This window comes from Streptomyces rishiriensis (assembly GCF_003112535.1).
GTDB lineage: Bacteria > Actinomycetota > Actinomycetes > Streptomycetales > Streptomycetaceae > Streptomyces > Streptomyces rishiriensis.
In genome coordinates, this window is the sequence record NZ_BEWA01000001.1 from 268,058 (window position 1) to 289,178 (window position 21,121).

Sequence of the window (21,121 nt, forward strand, 5' to 3'; positions counted from 1 at the left end):
GCGGGCGCGCTCGGCCGGGCCGTCACCTCTCCGGCCGGCAGACTCGCCGACGGGAACCCCGTATCCGGCACGGGCCGGCCGGGCGAGACCGGATCGGTCAGCAGGACCGTCGGCCCGAGCGGGGGCGGCGGCGTCGGCGCGACGACCTTCCCGGGTGGTGCTCCGCAGCGCTTCAGGTCAGCAGCAGCCGGGGGCGGTGGGCGTCGAGCCAGGTCGCGAGGTTCAGGCAGCGCTCCAGCCCGCTCCGCACGGCCGGGCCCGTCCCGCCGTTCACGGCCTCCTCCATCCACACCTTGCTGACCAGGTCGAACACCGGGTGCTCCGGTTCGACGAGCAGCTCCTTCGCCTGCCCGCGCAACACGGTCAGGTAGCCCGGGTCCTGGATGGACGGGTAGGCGCTCTTGACCCGGTCGGCGACGGAGGCGGGCAGCACGTCCCGGACGGCCGCGCGCAGCAGACTCTTCTCGCGGCCGTCGAAACTCTTCATGGCCCACGGCGTGTTGTGAACGTACTCCACCAGCCGGTGGTCGCAGAACGGCACCCGCACCTCCAGGCCGACGGCCATGCTCAGCCGGTCCATGCGGTCCAGCAGCGTGCGCATGAACCGGGTGATGCCGAGGTGCGAGGTCACCCGCCGGGCGCGGGCCTCCGAGTCGTCACCGGGCACGTGCTCCACCTCGGCCACCGCCTCGGCGTAGCGGTCCGCGATGTAGCCGGGCAGGTCCAGCGCGTCGAGCAGTTCGGGCCGCAGTACGGAGCCGTCCCGGCCCTGGGTGCCCGGGGGGAACCCGTTCGCCGGCGACATCCAGGGGAAGGTGCCCGCCTGCTGCGCCTCCAGGGAGCGTTGCCAGTGGTACCCGCCGAACACCTCGTCGGCGCTCTCACCGGACAGCGCCACCGTCGAGTGCCTGCGGACCGCGTGCAACAGCCGGTAGAGCGAGGCGTCCGTGTCACCGGTGCCGACCGGCATGTCCCGCGCGGTGATCACGGCGCGGCGCACGGTCGGGTCCGCCAGCGAGCCCGTGTCGAGGACGACGTCCGTGTGCACGGTGCCCACGTGCGCGACCATGTCCCGCACGTAGGGCGCGTCCGGCGTGGGCCGTGCCGCGTCCGGTACGTAGTTGTCGCTCTGTCCTGCGAAGTCGACGGCGAAGCTGTGCGCCTTGTTGCCGTGGGCGGCAAGTCGCCGCGCCGACAGCGCGGTCAGCGCGCTGGAGTCCAGTCCGCCGGAGAGCAGCAGACACAGCGGCACATCAGCGACCAGTTGCCGAGCCACGATGTCCTCGAGCAGTTCGCGCACGTGGGCGACCGTGGTCGTCAGGTCGTCGGTGTGCTCTTTCGTGCTCAGCGTCCAGTAGACGTGCTCACGAACGCCGCCCGCGCCGACCGTGGTGACCGTGCCAGGCCTGACTTCGCGCATGTCCGCCCATATCGCGTGTCCCGGCGTCTTGACGAAGCCGAAGAGCTCACGCAGCCCATCCAGGCCGACGGCCCTGGTGGCCAACGGGTTGGCCAGCAGTGCCTTGGGCTCCGAGCCGAACAGGACACCGTCCGCCGTGGGCTGGTAGTACAGCGGTTTGACGCCCATGCGGTCGCGGATCATCACCAGTTTCGCCGAGCGGGCGTCCCAGACCGCGAACGCGTACATGCCGTTCAGCCGGTCGGCGACCGCCTCACCCCATTCCAGGTAGCCGCGCAGCACCACCTCGGTGTCGCCGGCGGAGCGGAAGACATGCCCCCGGCGGCGCAACTCCTCTCGCAGCTCCGAATAGTTGTAGACCTCACCGCTGTAGACCAGGGCCAGCGTGCCCGCAGGGGTGTCCAGTGTCATCGGCTGGGCGCCGCCGTCGAGGTCGATGACCGCCAGCCGCCGGTGGCCCAGCGCGGCATGTCCGCGCGGGTCGGTCCACGTGCCGGCCGCGTCCGGGCCGCGGCAGGACATGGTCCCGGTCATCGCGTCCAGGACATGCTGCTCCCGGCCCACATGGCGCTGGAAGGCGACCCATCCGGCTATACCACACATTCGACTGTCTCCTTCGGGAAGCAGAACCGGGAAGCGGGCCGGGGTCCGGGCGGACCCTGCCGGACGCCGCTTCGGTACTCGGACGACGGCGGATGCGGCACGGGCCGCTCGTGCGCCCGGCGACACCGGCGTCTCGGAGCGGTGAGCCGGCGGCTGGCGTGGGCGGCCCGCGGTTACGGAGAAGGCCGGGCGGGCTCCGTCCGGGCCGCCTTCTCCGAAACGACTCGTCCACCTTCGAATATCGCGGTGTCACAGGGCCCGCGCTCTCTGCGAGAGAGTAGCAGCGGAACTCTCGGGCACATATCGCCCCCGGTAAGGGAGTGCCATTGCCGAGTAACAAAGCACGCGGTCGCATCCCTCGAATTACCGGACGGTTCCCATGGAATACCTGGACCTGTTCCGGATTAACCGCCACGGAAGGTAGTCCGTCTACGCTCGCGGCGGCCGCGGCACAGAGGCCACCGGACGTGAAGGAGAAGAACAGAACATGCCGGATAAAGCATTCATGACCGTCACCGTGAAGTCGGGTGCACGATGAGGACGCCGGTCTGGGAAGTCGCCACGGACGCCGACGAGGTGCACGAACTGCTGTGCGCGAGCGACCGCTGTCAAGCGGAGCGGTTCGCCTCACCCGTGCCGCGGCGCAATCCCGCCACCACGGAGTTCCGGGTCCGCAACGGTCTGGTGCACCTGCTGCGCAGCGAAGGGCGGGCCGCGGCCATGTTCACCCTCACCGAGGCGCCGGCCTTCGAGGTGCCGCCAGGAGTCTTCCCGGCGGCCCGCAGTCCGGCCTACCTGAGCAGGCTCGCCGTCCGGCCCGATCTCGTAGCCGCCGCCTCGCTCGCCGGGCCGCTGTGCCTGCGCCGGGCCATGGCGCTCGCGCGTGAGCGCGGCGCGGACGTGCTGCGGGCCGAAGTGAATCCGGACATAGAGTCCACCGTGGAGTGCATGGTGCTTCTGGGCTTCCGCCGCTGCGCCCCGGTGTCCGACGCCGGTGCGGGGCCGCGACGGATGTACCTGTACCGCGCGTTGACGTGAGCCGGCTCAGCCGCAGCCGAACCGGTGGACGGTGCGGTGCTGGTACACGTCGCCCGGGTCGAGCCGCGCGGACGGGTAGTCCGGGCGGTTCGGCGCGTCCGGCAACGCCCCGGTCTCCAGGCAGATCCCGCCACGCGGACGCTGGGCGAACCAGTCCCCGGTGTAGACGCCGACGGCCGGCTGGTCCGTACTGACCCGCATCACCCGGCCGCTGTCCGGATGCGACAGCTCCGCGAGCACCGGCCCGTCCGACGCCAGGAAGCAGTTGTCGACGACGACGCCGTCCAGCGACCGTTCGGTCGTGAAGTCGCGGGCAGTGCCGCAGACGTCCTCGGGAGCGCCCGGAAGGGGGATCAGGTCCGCGTCGAAGCGCACCGCTTCGGTCGCGTCGAGGCGGAGCCGGTGCCCGTCGACCGTGCCCTCACCCGCCAGGTTCCAGAACGCGTGGTGGGTCATGCCGACGATGGTGGGCGCCGTGGTGCGCGCGGTGTACCCGATGTCCAGCGTGCCGTCCGGTCCGATCCGGTAGCTCGCACCCACCGTCAGTTCGCCGGGGTAACCCTGGTCGCCGTCCGGGCTGGTCACCGACAACCGCACCTCCAGGGCGTCGCCGTCGCTCGACGCGTCGGCCGACCACACGCGGCGGTCGAGACCCTCGGATCCGCCGTGCACATGGTGCTCGCCCTCGTTGCGGTCCAGCGTGTGGCGCACCCCGTCGAGGGTGAACTCCGCGCCCGCCACGCAGCGGCAGTAGCGGCCGACGCTGGCACCGACGTAGGGGTTCCTCCCGCGGTCCAGGTAGGAGTCGAGGTCGGTCAACCGCACGCAGACATTGGCGCACCTGCCCTCCCGGTCCGGTACACGGACCTCGACCAGGGTGGCGCCGTAGCTCCACACCGTGATCGCGGGCCCCTTGCCGGTGTCCAGCGCATACGACTCCACCTCGGCGGCAGGGCGCCCGGCGCGGGCGGGCGCGATGCCGACGGTGGTGCGTTCGATACGGGGGCGTGAGGTCACAGGGTCTCCTCTCCGCGCCGGCGGCACGCGCCGGCGGGTGGGTGTGGCGTAGCGGGAAGGAACCGGTCGGCGCAGCAGAATCCCGCCCCGACCGCCGGGCCGTGTTCGGCCATTCCCGCCTGTCCCGCCCTCGGGCGGCCGGTGCTGCTTTTGCAACACGGCCCAGACGGTAGTCACGCAGGCCCCGCATTCCGTCCACCATCCGGTAAGCGAGACGTCCCGCCCCTCACCGGCGGGTAATCACGCGAGGGCCACGCGAGGGACGGATCGATTGCCGCGGAGGGGGCCCGGCGATTACCTCACTGATTGTCCGGCCGCGTTAGATTCACCAGGCAGCGGCGAGCTCCCCGCTGAATTGCGGGCGACGACGGATCCCGCGAGGCGGGCAATGGTGACCCCGCGCCGGTGGCGCATCTACGGAGACGGGTGAGACATGGAATACGGCTTCGCGCCGGCCGAGAGCGCGGTACTCGACCAAGTGCACAGGATCCTGTGCGACCTCCTGCTGACGGACTCCATCCCGGCCGACTACGACCTCATGGCCGGCGGCGTCCTCGACTCCTCGATGTTCCTTCAGCTGTTCGTCGAGCTGGAGAAGCGGTTCGACATCCCCATCACCGGTGCCGACGTGCTTGAGGACAACTTCCGCACCCTGGAGACGATCGCCCGGTTCGTCCGTGCGAAACGAGGGGAAGTCTGACGTGCCCGCGGAATTCACCCTCACCGGCTTCACCTCCGACGATCACGCAGAGATCTGCGCCCTCCAGGAGGGCCTGTGGGCCGGCGGACCGGAGGGAAACCAGGCGTACTTGGCGTGGAAGTACCGCGCCAACCCCTACCTCGACGGCCGTTACACGGTGATCGCCCGCTCCCCCGCGGCCGACGGTGCCGAACTGATCGGGATGGTCGGGGCGTTCGGCTCCTGCTGGGAGAGGGACGGGCGCCGGTTCACGCTGCCCTGCCTGACGGACACGATCGTCGCGGCCGAGTACCGCAACAGCTCGCTCTTCCACGCGATGGTCGACGAGGTGCTCTCCCGGCTGCGCCGTGACAGGGTCCCGTGGCTGCTCGACTTCGGCGACCAGGGCACCGTGCCGGCGATGCTGGTCCGCGGCTGGCGGCAGGTCGGCGTCTGGGGACAGTCCGTGCTGACGCGGGCCCCTGGCGCCGGGCACCGCGGCCCGTGGGACGAACTGCCCGTCACCCGCGGCCCGCGCTCCGGGCTGCCGGTCACCGCGACACGCGCCCCGGACCTCGACGCCATGACCGAGGTGCTGCGCGCGGTGCCCGCCGACGGCCGTGTCCGCGTCGCGCGCGACAGCGCATACTTCGGCTGGCGCGCCTCCAACCCGCTGGCGAAGTACTACTACCTCGTCGCGCGGTCGGGGGACGGAGGCGCGGAAGGCTATCTCGTCGCCCATCGCTCCGGCACGGACGACGACGGGGGACCGACACCGACCACCGTCGTCGAGTGCGAGGCCCGCACCCCTGAGGTCTACGCGGACCTCGTCGAGATCGCTCACGAGTTCCTGCCCGGCACCCGCGTGCTCATGTGGACCAGGGACCTGGCGGAGGCGGGGGCCAAGGTCCTGGCCGGCCTGGGCGCCGAGTTCGTCGAGCCGACCGGCCGGCCCACCCGTGACCGGCCGCTGCCCGGCCTCCTGCTCCGCGCGACCGGCTCGGATCACGTCCCGGCCGAGCTCGCGGACGTGCACCGACTCGACGTGTGGGACTTCCGCGGTGTCTCGGGCCGAGGCTGGCGTTAAGCCTGGACCCAGCCCTCCCCCACCCGGTTCCGACGGGACCGGGTACCGCTCCACGAGACGAAGAAAGGTTCTGCCATGACCGGCCACCGAGCAGGGGAGTTTCCGGGCGCCACCCTCGTGGGCGAACGCAGGGAGTTGCCTGCGTCCTCCGTGGTGGAGCTGATACGCCGGTGGGCCGAGACCACGCCGGACGCGGTGGCGCTCGAATGCGGTGACACCACCACCTCGTTCCGGCAGCTGTGGCGGCGCAGCGTGTCCCTCGCCGCCAGGCTGCGCGAGATGGACGTGCAGCCCGGCGAGGTCGTCGGCGTCATCGCCCGCCGCAGCGCGGAGACGGTCGCGGCGATGATCGCGGTGATGGCCGTCCGCGGGGCCTACGCGCCGATCGACCCGACCAACCCGGTCGGGCGCGTGCGCCTCATCCTCGACCAGGTCCGGCCCCGCTTCATGCTGTGGGACGGCACCGGCTCCGCCGAGTGCGCCTCCGGCCTGCCCACGCTGGACACCTCCGGTGTGCCGGACCTGCCGGCGGGCGCTCCGGCCCCGGTCACGTCCGACCCGCATCACGACGATCTGGCCTACGTGGTCTTCACCTCCGGCTCCACGGGGATGCCCAAGGGCGTGCTGGTGGAACACCGCTCCCTGGTCAACCACATCGGCTGGGCGGCGACCCATGTCCTGCCACAGGCCGGCGGCGCCGCCTGTCCGGTGTTCGCCAGCATGAGCTTCGACCTGGCGCTCACCACGCTGTGGGTACCCCTCGCGCACGGCCGCACGATCGTCATGATCGAACACTCGACGGACTATGCGAGCCTGTACGCCCGACGCACGCGACCGTACGACTTCATCAAGGCCACCCCCAGTCACTTCCGGCTGTTCGAGCGCATGTTGCAGCCCGACTACCGGTCGGCCGCCAGACGGCTGATGATCGGCGGCGAGCCGCTGGAACCCGCCCTGCTGCGGCAGATGGCCGACCGGCTCGACGGCGTGGAGGTGGTCAACCACTACGGGCCCACCGAGACCACGATCGGCTGCTGCGCCTACCGCTTCACGGTACGGGACATGCCCGACCTGCCCACGCTGCCCATCGGCAGCCCCGCCTGGAACACCGCGGCCTACGTGGTGGACGACCGCGGCGGTCCAGTGGGCGTGGGGGGCCAGGGCGAGCTGATCATCAGCGGCTTCGGCATCGCCCGCGGATATCTCGACGGCGGTGGCGACCGCTTCTTCGACGACCCCGCTTTCGGCGGACGCGCCTACCGCACAGGCGACATCGTCGAGGTGCTGGCGGACGGCACGCTGCTCCACCTCGGACGGCAGGACAGTCAACTGAAGGTGAGCGGCCACCGGTTCGAGACGGCGGAGCTGCGCCGCCACGTACTTTCGCTGCCGCAGCTCGCCGATGCCGCGTTCGACGTCGTGCGCGGCGGCGTCCTGGACACGGTGGAAGCTTTCGTGGTCTTCGACGACCGGTCCGCACAGACACCGCCCACGGAGCGTGAGATCCGCACGCGGCTGGCCTCCCTGCTGCCGCGGGAACTGGTGCCCCGACGCGTGTACGTGGTGCCCGAGATCAAGGTCAACGCCAACGGCAAACAGGACGTCCGGGCCACCAGGGCACTGGCCGAGACGCTGGCCGGCGGCACCGGTCCGTGAGCCCGGTCCGGGCAGCGAGCACCGAGCCGGTCCACAGGGAAGGAGAATCCATGCGGGGCGTTCCCGCGCACACCGACTCGCCGGAGTCCCCGCACGACGTGGTCGTGCTGGGCGTGACGGCGAGCGACGCGCACGCGGTGGCCAATCAGCTGATCGCGCACGATCTGCGCGCCGAGGGCTACACCGTGATCAATCTGGGCGTCTGTACGCCGGTCTCGGAGTTCGTGCGGGCCGTGCGCGAGAACACCGGCGTCCTCGCCGTGGTGATCGGCAGTCTCAACGGCCACGCCCACGAGGACCTGCGTGACCTGCCTGCCGCCCGCGCCGCCGGGCAGCTGCCCTGCCCGGTGGTCCTCGGCGGCAACCTGTCCGTGGGCAGCACGAAGGATCCCGGCGCGCTGGACCGACTGCACCGGCTCGGAGTGGACCACATCCTGACCGAGCTGAGCGATCTCCTCCCCCTGTTGCGCGAACTGGCCCGCCGGACCACGCAGCCCCCACTCCCCCGAGCCATATGAGCCGGAACATGCGCCTCGCCGCCGACGCGCACCCCCTCACCGACCCGGACCTTCCCTCCACGGCCGACATCGTGCGCTACGCCCGCACCCGCGGGACGCCGACCGCCCGCGACGTACTGGCCCGCTCGGTGAAGGACGCGGTGGTGGCCGTCCAGCCCCGCTGCGGGGTAGGCGGACACACCGAGATGCTGGAGCTGATGCGCTCCCTCGACGCCGGTGCACAGCCGGACGTCCTGACCATCACCATCGACTCCCACACACGGCTCAACCGCTTCGAGCACGCCGCCCGCCTGGCCCGTACGGACCCGGGCGCGCTCAACGGCTACCCGCTCGTGGCGCATGGCTGGCGGCGTGGCCGCGAACTGGTCGAGTCGGTGTCCGCGCCGGTGGAGATCCGGCACGGCTCCCCGGACCCCCGCCGTCTGTTCGAGGTCGCCATGGCGGCCGGCGCGACATCGTTCGAGGGCGGCGGCATCTCCTACAACCTCCCCTACTGCAAGGACGTACCGCTCGCTCACTCGCTGGCCTGCTGGCGCGAGGTCGACGCGATGACCGGTGACCTGCGGCGCGCCGGGCTGACGGTGGACCGCGAGCTGTTCGGCACCCTCACCGGCGTGCTGACGCCACCGTCGATCAGTCTGGCCATCGGCGTCATCGAGGCCGCTCTCACCGCCGCCGAGGGCGTGGGCTGCCTGTCCCTGTCCTATCCGCAGGGGGGACACCTCGCCCAGGACGTCGCCGCACTGCGCGCCATCCCCGAACTGGCGCGGCGCTATCTGCCGGCGGACGTCGAGGTGTATCCCGTACTGCACGAGTTCATGGGCGTCTTCCCCACCCGGCGTTCCCACGCCGAGCAGCTGATCTTCTACGGTGCGCTCACCGCCCGGCTGGGCGGCGCGGCCAAACTGGTCACCAAGACCCACCAGGAGGCACTGGGCATTCCCGACGCCCAGGCGAACATCGACGGCATGCGCCTGGCCGCGATCGCCAACTCACCGCTGCTGGACTTCGTCACCGTCGACACCGAACGGGTCGAGGAGGAACTGGAGTGGCTGCTCGCCGAAGTCGACGACCTCGTCGCCCCGGTCCTCGGCGCCGCCGACCCGGCCCGTGCCGCCGTCGCGGCCTTCGCCGACGGCACGCTCGACATCCCGTTCAGCGCCAGCCGGTACGCCCGGGGCGACGTGCTGCCCTGCCGTGACACCTCCGGTGCGATCCGCTACGCCGTACCCGGTGCGCTGCCGTTGTCCCGCGCCGCGGTGCTGCGCCACCGCGACGGCCTCGGCTTCGCCGACGCACCGCACAGCATGCGCACCCTGATCGCCCGGGTCACGCGTGACATCAACCACTTCCCCCACCTCTTCGGCGAGGTCGGGCCGTGAGCCTCGGCGCGGGCCGTCCCCTCCATGGCTCAGCCGGTCCCCAGGAACGCGTCTTCCGTCTGCAGGCCGTGGATCGCGGCGGGCCGGGAGCGGACCGCCTCCCAGCCGTCCGGGGGCTCGGGACCCAGATGATAGGAGATGTCCGGCTCCGTCGCACGACGGGTGGCCTCACACACCCGTACCTGGCCCTCGGGTGCCATCGCCAGCAGCCGGAAGCACCGGTCGACCGGATCCCCCGTGACACTCGGAACGCCGCGGTGGGCCGGCAGGTACGCCAGACAGGCGTCGCCGGTGCCCACGGCGACGTGCAGACGGGCACCGGACGCGCCGCCGCGCAGACGGCTGAAGTCGAGCCAGTCCCGCACGGCGAAGGCGGTCCGTACCGCACGCGTGGCGTCGTCCCGGCGGGGGCCGTCGGCGCCGAACACGGCGGAGAACATCGGTGCCGTCGCCGACCCGACTGTCCCCCCGTTGCGCGCGCACTCCTGCCGCATCACCGCTTCGATCTCCGCCATGGCCTGCTGGACGTCGTCCAGGTCGCGGCCGTCGGGCAGGTCGTGACGCACCCACACCAGGACGACGCTGACACGTCCGCGCCGGTGTCCCGCCCGGTGTCCCGCACGCTGTCGTCCTCCGTCCTCGACGAGGGCGGGCACCACACCATGATCGCGTCTGCCGTCGGGAGCCATCCGCGACAGCACGCGGCTCGTCAACGGGGCGCCGGAGGCGTCCGGCCGGCGGGCGGTCTGCTGCCCGACGAGGGACGGCACGCGCGCCTGCTCGGACGCCCTTTGGTGCTCCACAGCCACCGGCTCGGTCGGCACGGCCGACACCACGTCCAGGTCGGGATCGTGTGCGAGGATGGCCCGTTCCAGACCTTGCAGCTCCCGCGACGGCTCAAGACCGTACTGTTCCACGAGTTCGCCCCGGATGCGGCGGAACACCGACAGCGCCTCCGTCTGCCGGCCGCACCGGTAGAGCGCCAGCATCAGCTGGCCGCTCAGCCGCTCCCGCAGGAGGTCCTCGGCGACGGCCGTCTGCAACTCACCCAGGAGTTCGTGGTGGTTGCCGATCGCCAGCCCGGCTTCGAAGTAATCCTCGAGGGCGTCCAGTCGCTCGCTCTCCAGGCCGTCCAGTTCGGGCCATCTCAGGCCGGCCTCCGCCAGGTCGGCGAGTGCGGCCCCCTGCCACAGCCCGAGCGCCTCGCGCAGCGTGCGTGCCGCCGCGGCATGCGCGCCGGCACCGGCTTCGGCCCGTGCGCGCTGCACGGCCCGGCGGAAGCGGAACAGGTCCACGGCGTCGGGGTCGACGCGCAACTGGTATCCGGGAGCGCGCGTCAGCAGGACCGCCCGGGTCTCCGGGGCCCCGTGCGCCAGATCGAGCCGCAGGCCCCGGACTGCGTTGCCGATCATCTTGCGCGCGGTACGGGGGGTCTCCTCGGGCCACAGGACCTCGAGCAGCTTGTGCGTGGGCACGACCCGGTCGGCGTTGAGCAGGAGATAGGCGGCCAGACGGCGTTTGATCACTCCGCCGAGCGGGACGGTCACACCGTCCGCGCTCGCCTGCAGAGAGCCTAGTATTCGGAAATCCACACGACCTCATTTCCAGCTGGGGCTGCCTTGTGTCGCTCCCGTCGGCCGCGTGGGCCTCCCGCGGGCGGGACGAAGGCCGGCGAAGGTGGGGACGCGCGGCTGGTCACCGCTCGGGCGTCCGTCCAGGACGTCACCGCCGCGGCGCCTCGCGACCACCGCGGTGCGCCCGATGACGGCCGGTACCGTCAGCTCCAGGGGTTGGTGTCGTCGGTGGTGCCGTCACTGCCGGCCTGCGTGGTGATCGCGTGCTGCGGCTGTGCGGCTGCTGCGCCGGCCGCCGCACCCAGCGGGGCGAGGGCGGCGACCACGACGGCGACGACGGTGACGGCTTTCACGACGAGCGCGTCGATACGGTTCATGAGCTGCTCCCTCACTCGCTTCTCCACTGCTTCGTGCTTCTGAGCGAGAAAATTAGGAGGCCGTGTAATCACTCCACTTTGACGGCGCTATCACTTCCGGATACCGCCCTGATGGGCTGTGCCGGAGCGGGCCGATCACGGTGTCCGGGCCGGGCAGGGAGCCGTCCGCGAGGACGTGGCGGCCAGCGCGGCCGGCCGGTCCGCCGAACGCCTGCGCACCAGAAGAAAAGGCACCAGCTGCACCCGCCGGCCCGGGCGCAGTCCCCGGCCGGCAACAGACCGAGGAAAGCCGCCGACATCACCCGACCGGACCGACCTGTACACGCGAAAACCGGCCGGCCGTCGGTGCAGCCGGAAGTCGAGGGGCTCATCACCCTCCGCACCCAACTCCTCGCGCATCAAACCCGCACCGAGGAGACGTCCTCGGCGTCGCAGGCGGTCTCGCGCGCCCAGCAGGCGCAGGCCGTTGCGGTGGCTGGTGGCGTAGGGCTGCCGGCGCATCCAGTCGAACATCTCGTGCGCGTGATCGGGCAGCAGGGCCCGCAGCAGGTCCTCGGGGACCTCCGTCACGTGGGTGCAGATCTCCGGCGCCCGCAGGTGGACGGGTGACGGCACGGGACCCACCACGCGGTCGAGCAGATCCTCGACGACGTGCGGCGACGGCTGCCACTCGCCGGGCGGTCCGTCGCCCCGGTCGGAGCCGACGAGCCGCAGAGCCAGGGGATGTCCGCCCGCGAAGGCGAGCCGGGCCGCCCGGTCGGCGGTCCGGCCGGTCGTGGCGTCCCGCAGCAGCCGTGCAGACCCGGCCGGGGACAGGCCCTCCAGACGTACGACGCGGAGTGTGTCGTACCAGGCCGGGTCGGTGCGCCAGCGCAGGCTCGGGGGCCGGCGTCCGGCCAGCACCACGAGGGAGCCAGGTGCCAGCCGGGTGAGGAAACGGTCCCTGAACCAGTCTTCCAGGCTCCCCAGGTGGTCCGCGGCGTCGACGAGCAGAACCAGCCGACCGGTCCCGGCCGCGTCCGCCGCGGCGGCGAAGGCCCTCTCGGTCGGCTCGGTCCGTTCCGCGTCCACCTCGACGACGTGCCGGCCGCGCCGCTCGGCGTCCACAGCGAAGCGCCGCAGGAGTGTCGTCCTGCCGATTCCCCCGGGCCCGTGCAGCGCCAGCACCGCGACCGGGCTCGTGCGGTCGTCCGGCGCCGCGGCCGGGTCCGAGGGTTCCTCCAGCAGCACCCGGAAACGGGTCCAGTTCGTCCTCCCGTCCCACGAAACGGCGCAGAAACGCGCGCGCTCGGCCCTGCGCGCGCGGGCGCACCGGCGCCGGCGGACGGCTGATCACCCGTCTCACCACGGTCCGGTTTCATCCGAGCGCCGCAGTCCTCGGTCGGCGGCGGGTCCCGGGCATGCTCCGAGCCGGGACGGTCACGGTGTCATCCGCCATCGGGCAGACCGGGCGAGGACAGCCGCGCCAGCAGGCCTGCGGCACGATTCTGTTCCTCGACCATGCCGAGGGTGGCGAACACCTTCGTGGCGTCGGCGAGCAGGTCGCCGGCCCCGGCCGCGTCGCCTGCGCGCAGCGCCAGGTCGGCCATGTCGACCTGTACGGAGGCCGCACCCGCCTGGTCCAGGATCTCCTCGCGGACGGTGAGCGCCCGGTCGAACAGGGAGGCCGCCTCGGCCCGGTCTCCCAGATGAGCGTGCACCCGGCCCAGATCGAGCAGCATGTACCCCTCGCCGATGACGTCGCCGTCGTCCCTGACCATGCACAGGCCTTCGGACAACACCTTGCGGGCGTCCTCCAGCTGCCCCCGGTACAGGTGCAGCTGGCCCGCGCGCTGCAGCACCCGGGCCTGTCCGCCCAGGTACCCGAGGTCGCGCCAGATGTGCAGCGCGTCTTCCAGTTCCGCTTCCACCCGCTCGACGTCGCCCTGCCTGAGCAGGACGGCCGCGCGCTGAACGATCACGGAGGCCCTCGCCCAGGGCTCACTACATCGTTCGAAGTCGTGCTCCGCCTCCAGGAAGAGCTGCATCGCCGCGGCGTCACGGCCGGCGAGCCGCTCCACGATGCCGAGGTCCCTGCGGCACATTCCGAGGCCTTTGGCGTGCCCCAGCGTCTCGAAGAGCTCCCGCGCCACCGTCAGTGCCTTGCGTGCCTCCGCGAGGTCGCGGCGGTTGAGGTACAGCGAACCGAGGGAGGCAAGCAGCGCCGCCTGACCCAACTGGTTGCCTCGGCGGCGCACCGCGGTCAGCGCCTTGCGGTGGGTGCGGGCCCAGTGGTCCAGGTAGCCGCGCGCCTCGAAGAAGGGTGCGAGGTTGACGGCGAGTTCCCAGGCGTAGTCGTCCTCGCCGTCCTGCGCGAGGCTCTCCACGGTCAGGCTGAGGTTCTCGCGTTCGGTGTCCAGCCACTCCATCGGCCGGGCCAGGACGGTGCGGACGTGCGCCACGGGCGGGTTCCAGCGCGGGGCCGACCCGTTGATGTAGCCGGTGCCTAAGATGCGCCGCTGGGCCTGGGCGACCAGGGAGAGCCAGGCGCCTCCCAGCCGACGGCCCGCAGCTCTGCGCTCGCTCGCGTCGGACTCCGCGGCCAGCCGGTCGCGGGCGAACAGCCGGACGATGTCGTGGAAGCCGTAGCGCGGTTCACCGGTGGCGTCGGCGCCGACGACGTCGATCATCTGCACGTCGACCAGCGGTTCCATGAGGTCTGACGGATAGGGGCTGGCGTCCGGGTCGTCGAGCAGCGCGCTGCCGATCCAGCCGGGGAAGGCGGAGCCCTTGACGAGGCTGAGCAGTCGCAGGAGCCTGCGGTCGGCTCCGGCCAGTCCTTCGTAGGTGAGGGAGAGGCTGGCGCGCACCGTCATCTCCCCATGGGTCAGTTCGTCCAGACACCGGCTCTCGTCGGCGAGACGCTGCACCATCGACGCCAGCGGCCAGTGCGGGCGGGCCGCCAGACGCGCGGCGACGATGCGCAGCGCCAGCGGCAGGCCTCCCACGGTGGCGGCCAGTGCCTTGGCCGCCTCCGGTTCGCGGTGCACCCGGTCCTGGCCGACCACCTTCCCGATGAGGTCCAGCGACTCCTGCCGGCCGAGGATGTCCAGGGTCACGCGGTGGGCGCCGGGCAGGGCGGTCAGCCGTGTCTTGCTGGTGACGAGGACGCCGCAGGAGCGGCTGCCCGGAAGCAGGGGGAAGACCTGCTCCTCGCTGGCGGCGTCGTCCAGGACCACCAGGATCCGCCGGTCCGCCAGCATGCTGCGGTAGATCTCGCCGCGCTCCTCCAGGGAGTCGGGAATGGCCGGCCCCGGCAGGCCCAGTGCACGCAGGAAGCGGCCGAGGACCTCCCGGGGGGCGAGCGGATCCGCACGGCCGCCGCGCAGCTGGCAGTAGAGCTGGCCGTCGGGGAAGTGGGAGTCGGCCAGCCGGTGGGCGACTCTGGCGGCGAAGGTGCTCTTGCCGATGCCTGAACGGCCGTTGACGACGACGATGCCGGTGGCCCGGCCGGGCGAGGTGCTGGTGAGGACGGCCTCCGCCTCGGCGACAAGGTCCTCGTGGCCGACGAAGTCGGCGGTATCGACGGGCAGTTGTCGGGGCACATGACCACGCTTGGTCGTGGACCGCTCGTGTGACAACGATGTCCCCTCGAGGAACGAGGACGGAGGCGCGGCCGGCCGACTCGCCGACGGCTGCGGCTCGCTGACGATGGTGAGGGGTATCTGCTCCAGCCGCAGGGAGGCGTCCTCGGTCAGGATCGCCCGCTCCAGTCTGCGCAGGTCCTCGCCGGGCTGGAGGCCGAGCTCCTCCTGGAGCAGCTTGCGTCCCTGCTGGTACGCCTCCAGGGCTTCCGCCTGTCGTCCGGAGCGGTACAGGGCGAGCATCAACTGCCCGCGGAAACGTTCCCGCAGGGGGTTGTCACTCACCAGGAAGGCTATCTCGGCGGTCAGTTGGTGATGGCGGCCCAGCGCGAGCTCCAGCTCCAGGTACGACTCGGTCGCGGACAAGCGCTCCTCGTCGATGTGCTGGGCGATCCGGGCGAGCGCCTCGCTGGACGTTCCGTTCAGGCACGGCCCGCGCCACAGGCCCACCGCCGCGCGCAGGGTGCCGGCCGCCTCGGCCGGGCTGCCCCGGCCGACCAGCGCGCCGGCCTCGGCCACCGCCCGCCTGAAGACGCTCAGGTCGAGGGCGGACTCGTCGATGTGCAGCACGTAGCCCGGCGGCCGGGTGATGATCGTGGCCGGGACCGCCGCGTCCGCCAGGGTCTTTCGCATCCGGGAGACGCAGATCTGCACCTGGGTGCGCGCCGTCTCCGGCGGGTCCTCGGCCCACAGCAGCCGGATCAGGTGATCGCAGTTCTGCACCCGTCCGGCTTCCAGCAGCAGGGCCGCGAGGAGGACCTGCTGCCTGCCCGCCGAGATCGGCACGGCGCCACGGCCACTCAACACCTTGAGTTCGCCCAGCACTTGAAAGGCAGGGCCCACCGTCCGGTCTTGCGGCCGGACGTTCACTGCGCCCATGACTTGCTCCCTCAACACCCAAAGTGGATCACCACGCTCCGAGAGCCGAGTATAAGACCCTCCCCCTTGCGCAACGAGGCTTGAGCACTAGGTGAACAGCGGTGCCGCCCGGGGGCACCGGCGCCGAACACGCCCTGGTCACAGGCTGGGCGACGCCCGGCCCGCCGGCCGGTGGTGATCCCTCACGCGAGTGATCAGCGGTGACCAACGATGTGGACACGGGAGATCACTGGGCCGGGATACCGCAGCGATAGCGGCGGGTTAACGCGGGGTCGGACGATAGCCCGGTGCGCCCGTCAGGACGGCTCCGTCCGTTCACCGCTCCTTCGGTTCACCGCCCCGTCCGTTCACCGCTCACGAGAGGTCGGCCATCGATTCATGACAAGCGACAGGATCCGGACGTCCTCCGCCCATCCAGCGGTGACGGCGGCCGGCGTCAACCACGTACTGCTCACCTACCACTACCTCGACATCGGGGACATAGACGGATACGCGTCCCTCACGGAGACGGACGTGACCCTCGACCACCCCGGCGCGCCGCCGCGACGCGGGCGCGAGGCGGTGCTCAGGGCCCACACGGCGCAGGTGTCGCCGCTCAGACGGCATGAACTGGACACCGTCATAGCCGACGGTGAGACGATCGTGGCGCTGGGACGCGTGGTGCACTCCGCTCCCGGCGCCGCGGGCAGGACGCCGGCCGGCACGGACTTCGCCGATGTTTTCACGCTGTCCGGACAAACCCTCGTCAGGGCGTGCCGCCGGTACTACTACGCACCGCCGCCCGGCCCCCAGCCGCCGTCGGGGTCCTGAGGACGGCGAGACCGGAAGCGAACGGCGACTCGCCGGGAGGGCACTCGCCCGACACGCGGCCTCGGTCGCCGCCACGGCGGGTTCGCCCTCACCGCCGCAGTGCTGCCCTGCGCAGCCGGTCTGCTGGGCGCGCTCGCCCTGTCGGCACGGGGGCTGGGGCGTCTCGTCAAGACGATGGTGCCGTCGGCCTTGACCGGTTTAACAGGCCCTGACCCACGTCAACGCCGGCGGCGCCCATGCCCATGCCCGTGTGGGAGTACGCACTCGGCCCGCCGCTCCCATCCTCCGGTCGATCCCGGATGGGAAAAAAGGAGGACGGCCTCATGGGGCCGGACATGGCCAGCAGGGCCGATGGCCGTAGTCGTGCGCGAGGCGCCGGTGCGTCGCGGCCACTGTGGCCAGCGAGCGGGGCCGTCGGACACCGGCGAGGCCGACGCCGAAGAGCACTGCCGTCGCCGTCGCGCTCTGCCGCCAGGGCAGGGGCCCTTCGGCGACCAGATGGTGGGCGCCGCCCCCCAGGATCGTCCCGTCGGACGCGAACAGCGCAGTCCGCAGCGCGGGCCAAGGCGCGTGGTGGGTCGTGGGACGGGGCCTGATCATGGCATGCCCTTCATCGACCATGCTCCGGCCTGGTCGAAGACAGGATCCGTAAAGAGTGACTCGTCCGGATTCTCGTCATTCGCTTCATAGCGGCGTGTGCGCCCACCGTGAAGACCGTCTCTCGCCTATCTTCGGCGCGACATCCGACATCCGGAGTAGACATGCAAAAAACGGATGAAACGGTCGGCGTGCTGGGTGTGGACGCTACGACGGTCCCACGCGCGGGCGCCGATGAATGCCGCACCCCGTCGTGGCCGTTCGTCACCGGCATCGCAGTGGCTCTCTGCCTGGTGGCCGTTGTGGCGTTCACCGGGATCTCGTGGCTGAACCACCCCGCCGTGGCGGCCTGGCGCACGATCTGTCTGGCCATCACCGTCCAGGCGCTGCCCTTCCTCCTCCTGGGCACAGCCCTGTCCGGGGCCATCAACGCCTTCGTGCCCGCCGATCTGTTCACCAGGGCACTCCCCCGGCGCCCCGCGCTCGCCGTCCCGGTGGCCGGCGCGGCCGGCGTCGTCCTGCCGGGCTGCGAGTGCGCCTCCGTACCGGTTGCGAACAGCCTGATCCGACGCGGGGTCCCACCGGCCGCCGCCTTCGCCTTCCTCCTCTCGGCACCCGCGATCAACCCGATCGTGCTTACCGCCACAGCCGTCGCCTTCCCCGGCAGTCCCGCCATGGTCGCGGCCCGGCTGCTCGCCTCGCTCGCCACCGCGACCGTGATGGGCTGGCTGTGGCTCTGGCTGGGCCGCGAGGCGTGGCTGCGCCCCACCGTCCGGCACACCGGTCACCAGTCGGGCCACAGCCGCTGGACGGAGTTCCGCCTCGGCTTCCAGCACGATTTCCTCCACGCCGGCGGGTTCCTGGTGGTCGGCGCCATGGCCGCGGCCACCTTCAACGTGACCGTGCCGCGTTCCGTCCTCGACGCTGTCTCCGGCTCGCCCTGGCTGTCGGTGCTGTTCCTGGCAGTGCTCGCTGTCGTCCTCGCCGTCTGCTCGGAGGCCGACGCCTTCGTCGCCGCCTCGCTCACCGGGTTCTCACCCACCGCCCGACTGGCCTTCATGGTGGTCGGACCGATGGTCGACCTGAAACTGATCGCTCTTCAGACCGGCACGTTCGGACGCCCCTTCGCACTGCGCTTCTCCACCGCGACGACCGTCGTCGCCGTACTCGCCAGCGTCCTGATCGGAGGCGCACTGCTGTGAAACGCCACGCACAAATCCTTCTGCTGGTCCTGTCCGGCCTGGGCCTGCTGCACGCAGCCCTGTTCAGCGACCTCTATCTGCGCTACGTCAAGGAAGGTCTGCGCCCCCAGCTCATCGCCTCCGGCGTACTACTCCTGCTGCTGGGCATGGCAAGCGCGGTACTGGACCGAGGGCGTGAGAAAGGAAACGGACATACGCACGGCCACGACGTCGAGCACGGCCATGACCACTCCATCGCCCCGCGCATCGCCTGGCTGCTGCTCCTGCCCGCGCTCAGTCTCCTCCTCTACGCCCCGCCCGCCCTCGGCGCTTTCACGGCCTCGCGAGCTGCCGGCAAGGCCGTGAAAAAGGAAAAGGAATTCGATCCGCTGCCGGCCGCCTCGCCCGTGCCGATGACTCTCACGGATTTCACCGCCCGTGTTCAGCAGGACCGGAAGCAGGCGATCAGGGGTCGCAGCATCAAGATGACCGGCTTCGTCACCCCCGCAGCGCAAGGCGGCGACTGGTACCTGACCCGGATCATCTTCACCTGCTGCGCGGCGGACTCCGAGTCGGTGAAGGTACGTATGCACGGGACGGCTGCCCCGCCCGCCGACACCTGGGTGGCCGTCACCGGAACCTCGCACCGGCAGGGCACGCTCGGCACGAAGTCCGCGGCGGTGATCCTGGACGTGCACCGCATCGAGGAGATCTCCCCACCCGTCAACTCCTTCACAGACGACCTTCCCCTGACACCCTCCTGACCTGAGGACAGGGGAACACTCAAGTCACCGGAGGAAACGCTCTCGTCGATCAAACCTCCCCGTCCAGGGACGGGTCGCGCAGCTTGTCTGCTGCCGACGGCCGGCACGACGCCCTGGCCCGCGGGGGCGGGGTACCTGCGGCTCAACCGCATCTGGCAGCGCGAAGAGCGTGCTCTTCCCCGCCCTCTACAAGGGCCGCGCGGCGAACAAGTCCTGCCTGCTGACCGGGCAGACCGTCGCCGTCGACACCTCGCAGACGGCCTGGCGGCTCGGCACCTCCGTGGCGTCCGCTGACCTTCGCCAGCGCCGACCCACCGCTCTTCCCGGGCAGCCGACGACGGCACCCTCCCGATCGTCGAAGGGACCAGTCGTGAACTGGGCGGATGCTCCATCGGCAGCCGCAGTGTCCGGGCCGGGGCGTGGCCGGCCCGGACAGTGGTGGAGTCAGCTGAGGTTCCACTTCTGGTTGGTGCCGCCGCTGCACGTCCACAGTTGAACCGGGGCGCCGTTGGCGGTGGAGGCGCCGGTGACGTCAAGGCAGAGCCCGGACTGGACGCCGGTGACGGTCCCCTCGGCGTTGAGGTTCCACTGCTGGTTGGCCCCGCCGTTGCACGGCCAGGTCACCACCTTGGTGCCGGAGGTGGTCTGGTGGTTGTAGGCGTCCAGACACAAGGTGGTCCCCGAGATGGTCACCGTCAGCTGCCCGGACCCGGTAAGGGTCCAGAGCTGGCCGGCCCCGCCCTGACAATCCCGGATCTGCATCTGCGTACCTGCCGTCGTCGACGCGTTCGGCACGTCCAGGCACTTGCTCGCGCCCACAGCGTGCAGCGCACCGGAGGTGCTGGGCGGCGGAGTAGTGGTGCCGCCGCCGTCGAGACCGAGGAAGGTGATGGCGTAGGCGAGCATGCCGGGCTGCGGCAGGGTGTGGCCCGTGCCCGCGATGCTGATGCCCTCGACGGGGGCCTGCGAACCGGTGCCGCCGTAGCGGGTGCGGGTCCAGGACGACTGCGGCCGATCGGTGGCGGCGGGTGTCTGGCTCAGCGCGTGGAGGTTGGTCCACTGCTTGATCTCCTCGCCGAAGTTGGGATAGGCGAGGGTCGTGTCGGTGGTACCGTGCCACATCTGCATACGGGGGTAGCGGCCGCTGTAGCCCGGGTACATGGAACGGGCCAGGTCACCCCATTGCTGAGCCGATTTGATGATGTTGCCGCCGGAGCACTGACTGTTCCACTGGGAGCCGTCACCGGTGGCGAAGCAGCCCGCCGGCACTCCGGAGAACGCTGAGGCGGCACTGAAGACATCGGGGTATTCGGCGGCCAGCACATTCGTCATCATGGCTCCCGACGAGAATCCGCTGACGACGATGCGGGCCGGGTCGACGTTGTAGCGCTGGCGTGCGTAACCGACCATCGACATGATGCCGGTGGAGTCGCTGCCGCCGTCACGCCTGAGCGCCGCGGGTGACGAGACGTCGAAGCAGTGCCCGTCACGGGTGGCCTCGGGCAGGACGATGATGAAGCCGTACCGGTCGGCGGCGGTGGCGTAGTCGTGCCCGTTGCCGCCGAAGATCCCCCCGGCCGATCCCCCGCAGTAGTGGACCAGGACCAGCAGGGCGGGCCTGGACGCCACGTGGTCGGGCGCGTAGACGTACATGTTGAGGTTGGTGGGGTTGTTCCCGAAGCCGGTGACGCGGGTCAGGCTGGCCGCCGCCGCAGGTTGGGGCGCCAGGAGCGTGAGGGCCGCGACCAGTGGCAGTAGCACCATCGCCAGGACCGCGCGCAGAGTGCGTCTCATGGAGGAACCTCGTTTCCGGTGATAGGTGGGGACTTGTCGTACGCCGACCCTGGCCCCTCGGGGGAGGGCCGGCGGCGCCGCGGAATGCGGTGCCCGCCGGGGACGGGTGGTCGGCCGGTGGC

General features: G+C 71.3%; 17 protein-coding genes and 1 pseudogene. 10 read left to right on the top strand and 8 right to left on the bottom strand.

Annotation, left to right across the window (positions count from 1 at the left end):
* Window positions 1–172: 172 nt before the first annotated feature.
* Window positions 173–2,023 carry an asparagine synthase (glutamine-hydrolyzing) gene (asnB, locus tag Sri02f_RS01255; RefSeq protein ID WP_108999181.1) on the bottom strand — a complete coding sequence of 617 codons (1,851 nt, stop codon included), beginning with the start codon at window positions 2,021–2,023 and terminating at the stop codon, window positions 173–175.
* A 534-nt stretch (window positions 2,024–2,557) separates the two neighbouring features.
* Here asnB and Sri02f_RS01260 point away from each other — a divergent pair.
* Window positions 2,558–3,061 carry a hypothetical protein gene (locus Sri02f_RS01260; protein ID WP_245970275.1) on the top strand — a complete coding sequence of 168 codons (504 nt, stop codon included), beginning with the start codon at window positions 2,558–2,560 and terminating at the stop codon, window positions 3,059–3,061.
* A 6-nt stretch (window positions 3,062–3,067) separates the two neighbouring features.
* Here Sri02f_RS01260 and Sri02f_RS01265 read toward each other — a convergent pair whose 3' ends face one another.
* Window positions 3,068–4,078, bottom strand: a complete 1,011-nt coding sequence (locus tag Sri02f_RS01265) for an aldose epimerase family protein (RefSeq protein WP_245970277.1) — start codon at window positions 4,076–4,078, stop codon at window positions 3,068–3,070.
* Between the two features lie 433 nt (window positions 4,079–4,511).
* Here Sri02f_RS01265 and Sri02f_RS01270 point away from each other — a divergent pair, with 433 nt between their 5' ends.
* From Sri02f_RS01270 to Sri02f_RS01290, 5 genes are all read left to right on the top strand, one after another.
* A complete protein-coding gene (locus Sri02f_RS01270) occupies window positions 4,512–4,778 on the top strand; it encodes an acyl carrier protein (RefSeq protein ID WP_108999272.1) in 267 nt (88 codons plus the stop codon).
* A 1-nt stretch (window position 4,779) separates the two neighbouring features.
* Complete coding sequence (locus Sri02f_RS01275) at window positions 4,780–5,844, top strand: GNAT family N-acetyltransferase (RefSeq protein WP_159106638.1); 1,065 nt, start codon at window positions 4,780–4,782, stop codon at window positions 5,842–5,844.
* 75 nt (window positions 5,845–5,919) lie between these two features.
* Window positions 5,920–7,500 (top strand): amino acid adenylation domain-containing protein, encoded by a 1,581-nt coding sequence (locus Sri02f_RS01280; RefSeq protein WP_108999183.1) that lies wholly within the window; start codon window positions 5,920–5,922, stop codon window positions 7,498–7,500.
* Window positions 7,501–7,550: 50 nt separating this feature from the next.
* The gene (locus tag Sri02f_RS01285; protein ID WP_108999184.1) at window positions 7,551–8,018 is read left to right on the top strand and encodes a cobalamin-dependent protein; all 468 of its coding nucleotides are present in this window, start codon (window positions 7,551–7,553) and stop codon (window positions 8,016–8,018) included.
* Window positions 8,019–8,026: 8 nt separating this feature from the next.
* Window positions 8,027–9,400 carry a methylaspartate mutase gene (locus tag Sri02f_RS01290; protein ID WP_108999185.1) on the top strand — a complete coding sequence of 458 codons (1,374 nt, stop codon included), beginning with the start codon at window positions 8,027–8,029 and terminating at the stop codon, window positions 9,398–9,400.
* Between the two features lie 29 nt (window positions 9,401–9,429).
* Here Sri02f_RS01290 and Sri02f_RS01295 read toward each other — a convergent pair whose 3' ends face one another.
* The 4 genes from Sri02f_RS01295 to Sri02f_RS01305 form a co-directional block, all read right to left on the bottom strand.
* Window positions 9,430–10,992 (bottom strand): BTAD domain-containing putative transcriptional regulator, encoded by a 1,563-nt coding sequence (locus Sri02f_RS01295; RefSeq protein ID WP_108999186.1) that lies wholly within the window; start codon window positions 10,990–10,992, stop codon window positions 9,430–9,432.
* Between the two features lie 185 nt (window positions 10,993–11,177).
* The gene (locus Sri02f_RS41020; RefSeq protein WP_159106640.1) at window positions 11,178–11,351 is read right to left on the bottom strand and encodes a hypothetical protein; all 174 of its coding nucleotides are present in this window, start codon (window positions 11,349–11,351) and stop codon (window positions 11,178–11,180) included.
* A gap of 135 nt (window positions 11,352–11,486) precedes the next feature.
* Window positions 11,487–12,581, bottom strand: a complete 1,095-nt coding sequence (locus Sri02f_RS01300) for an ATP-binding protein (RefSeq protein WP_108999187.1) — start codon at window positions 12,579–12,581, stop codon at window positions 11,487–11,489.
* Window positions 12,582–12,778: 197 nt separating this feature from the next.
* Complete coding sequence (locus Sri02f_RS01305; protein ID WP_245970279.1) at window positions 12,779–15,853, bottom strand: AfsR/SARP family transcriptional regulator; 3,075 nt, start codon at window positions 15,851–15,853, stop codon at window positions 12,779–12,781.
* 378 nt (window positions 15,854–16,231) lie between these two features.
* Here Sri02f_RS01305 and Sri02f_RS01310 point away from each other — a divergent pair, with 378 nt between their 5' ends.
* Complete coding sequence (locus Sri02f_RS01310; protein WP_159106641.1) at window positions 16,232–16,663, top strand: nuclear transport factor 2 family protein; 432 nt, start codon at window positions 16,232–16,234, stop codon at window positions 16,661–16,663.
* Between the two features lie 321 nt (window positions 16,664–16,984).
* On the opposite strand, the gene Sri02f_RS01315 is transcribed toward Sri02f_RS01310, so the two are convergent.
* Window positions 16,985–17,263, bottom strand: coding sequence for a hypothetical protein (locus tag Sri02f_RS01315; RefSeq protein WP_174855562.1), 279 nt, complete (start codon window positions 17,261–17,263; stop codon window positions 16,985–16,987).
* A gap of 161 nt (window positions 17,264–17,424) precedes the next feature.
* On the opposite strand from Sri02f_RS01315, the gene Sri02f_RS01320 reads away from it, so the two are divergent.
* The 3 genes and pseudogenes from Sri02f_RS01320 to Sri02f_RS42465 all read left to right on the top strand — a co-directional run.
* Window positions 17,425–18,462, top strand: a complete 1,038-nt coding sequence (locus Sri02f_RS01320) for a permease (protein WP_245970287.1) — start codon at window positions 17,425–17,427, stop codon at window positions 18,460–18,462.
* Window positions 18,459–19,205: a TIGR03943 family putative permease subunit gene (locus Sri02f_RS01325; protein WP_108999190.1), complete on the top strand. Its 747-nt coding sequence runs from the start codon at window positions 18,459–18,461 to the stop codon at window positions 19,203–19,205. Before Sri02f_RS01320 ends, Sri02f_RS01325 begins: the two co-directional genes overlap by 4 nt.
* 154 nt (window positions 19,206–19,359) lie before the next feature.
* Window positions 19,360–19,519 (top strand): annotated as a pseudogene (locus Sri02f_RS42465) (metal ABC transporter permease); the annotation flags it as partial.
* Window positions 19,520–19,649: 130 nt separating this feature from the next.
* Here the strand turns inward: Sri02f_RS42465 and Sri02f_RS01335 are convergent.
* On the bottom strand, window positions 19,650–20,999 hold the full coding sequence (locus Sri02f_RS01335; RefSeq protein WP_108999191.1) for an extracellular catalytic domain type 1 short-chain-length polyhydroxyalkanoate depolymerase: 1,350 nt from the start codon (window positions 20,997–20,999) through the stop codon (window positions 19,650–19,652).
* Window positions 21,000–21,121 lie beyond the last annotated feature (122 nt).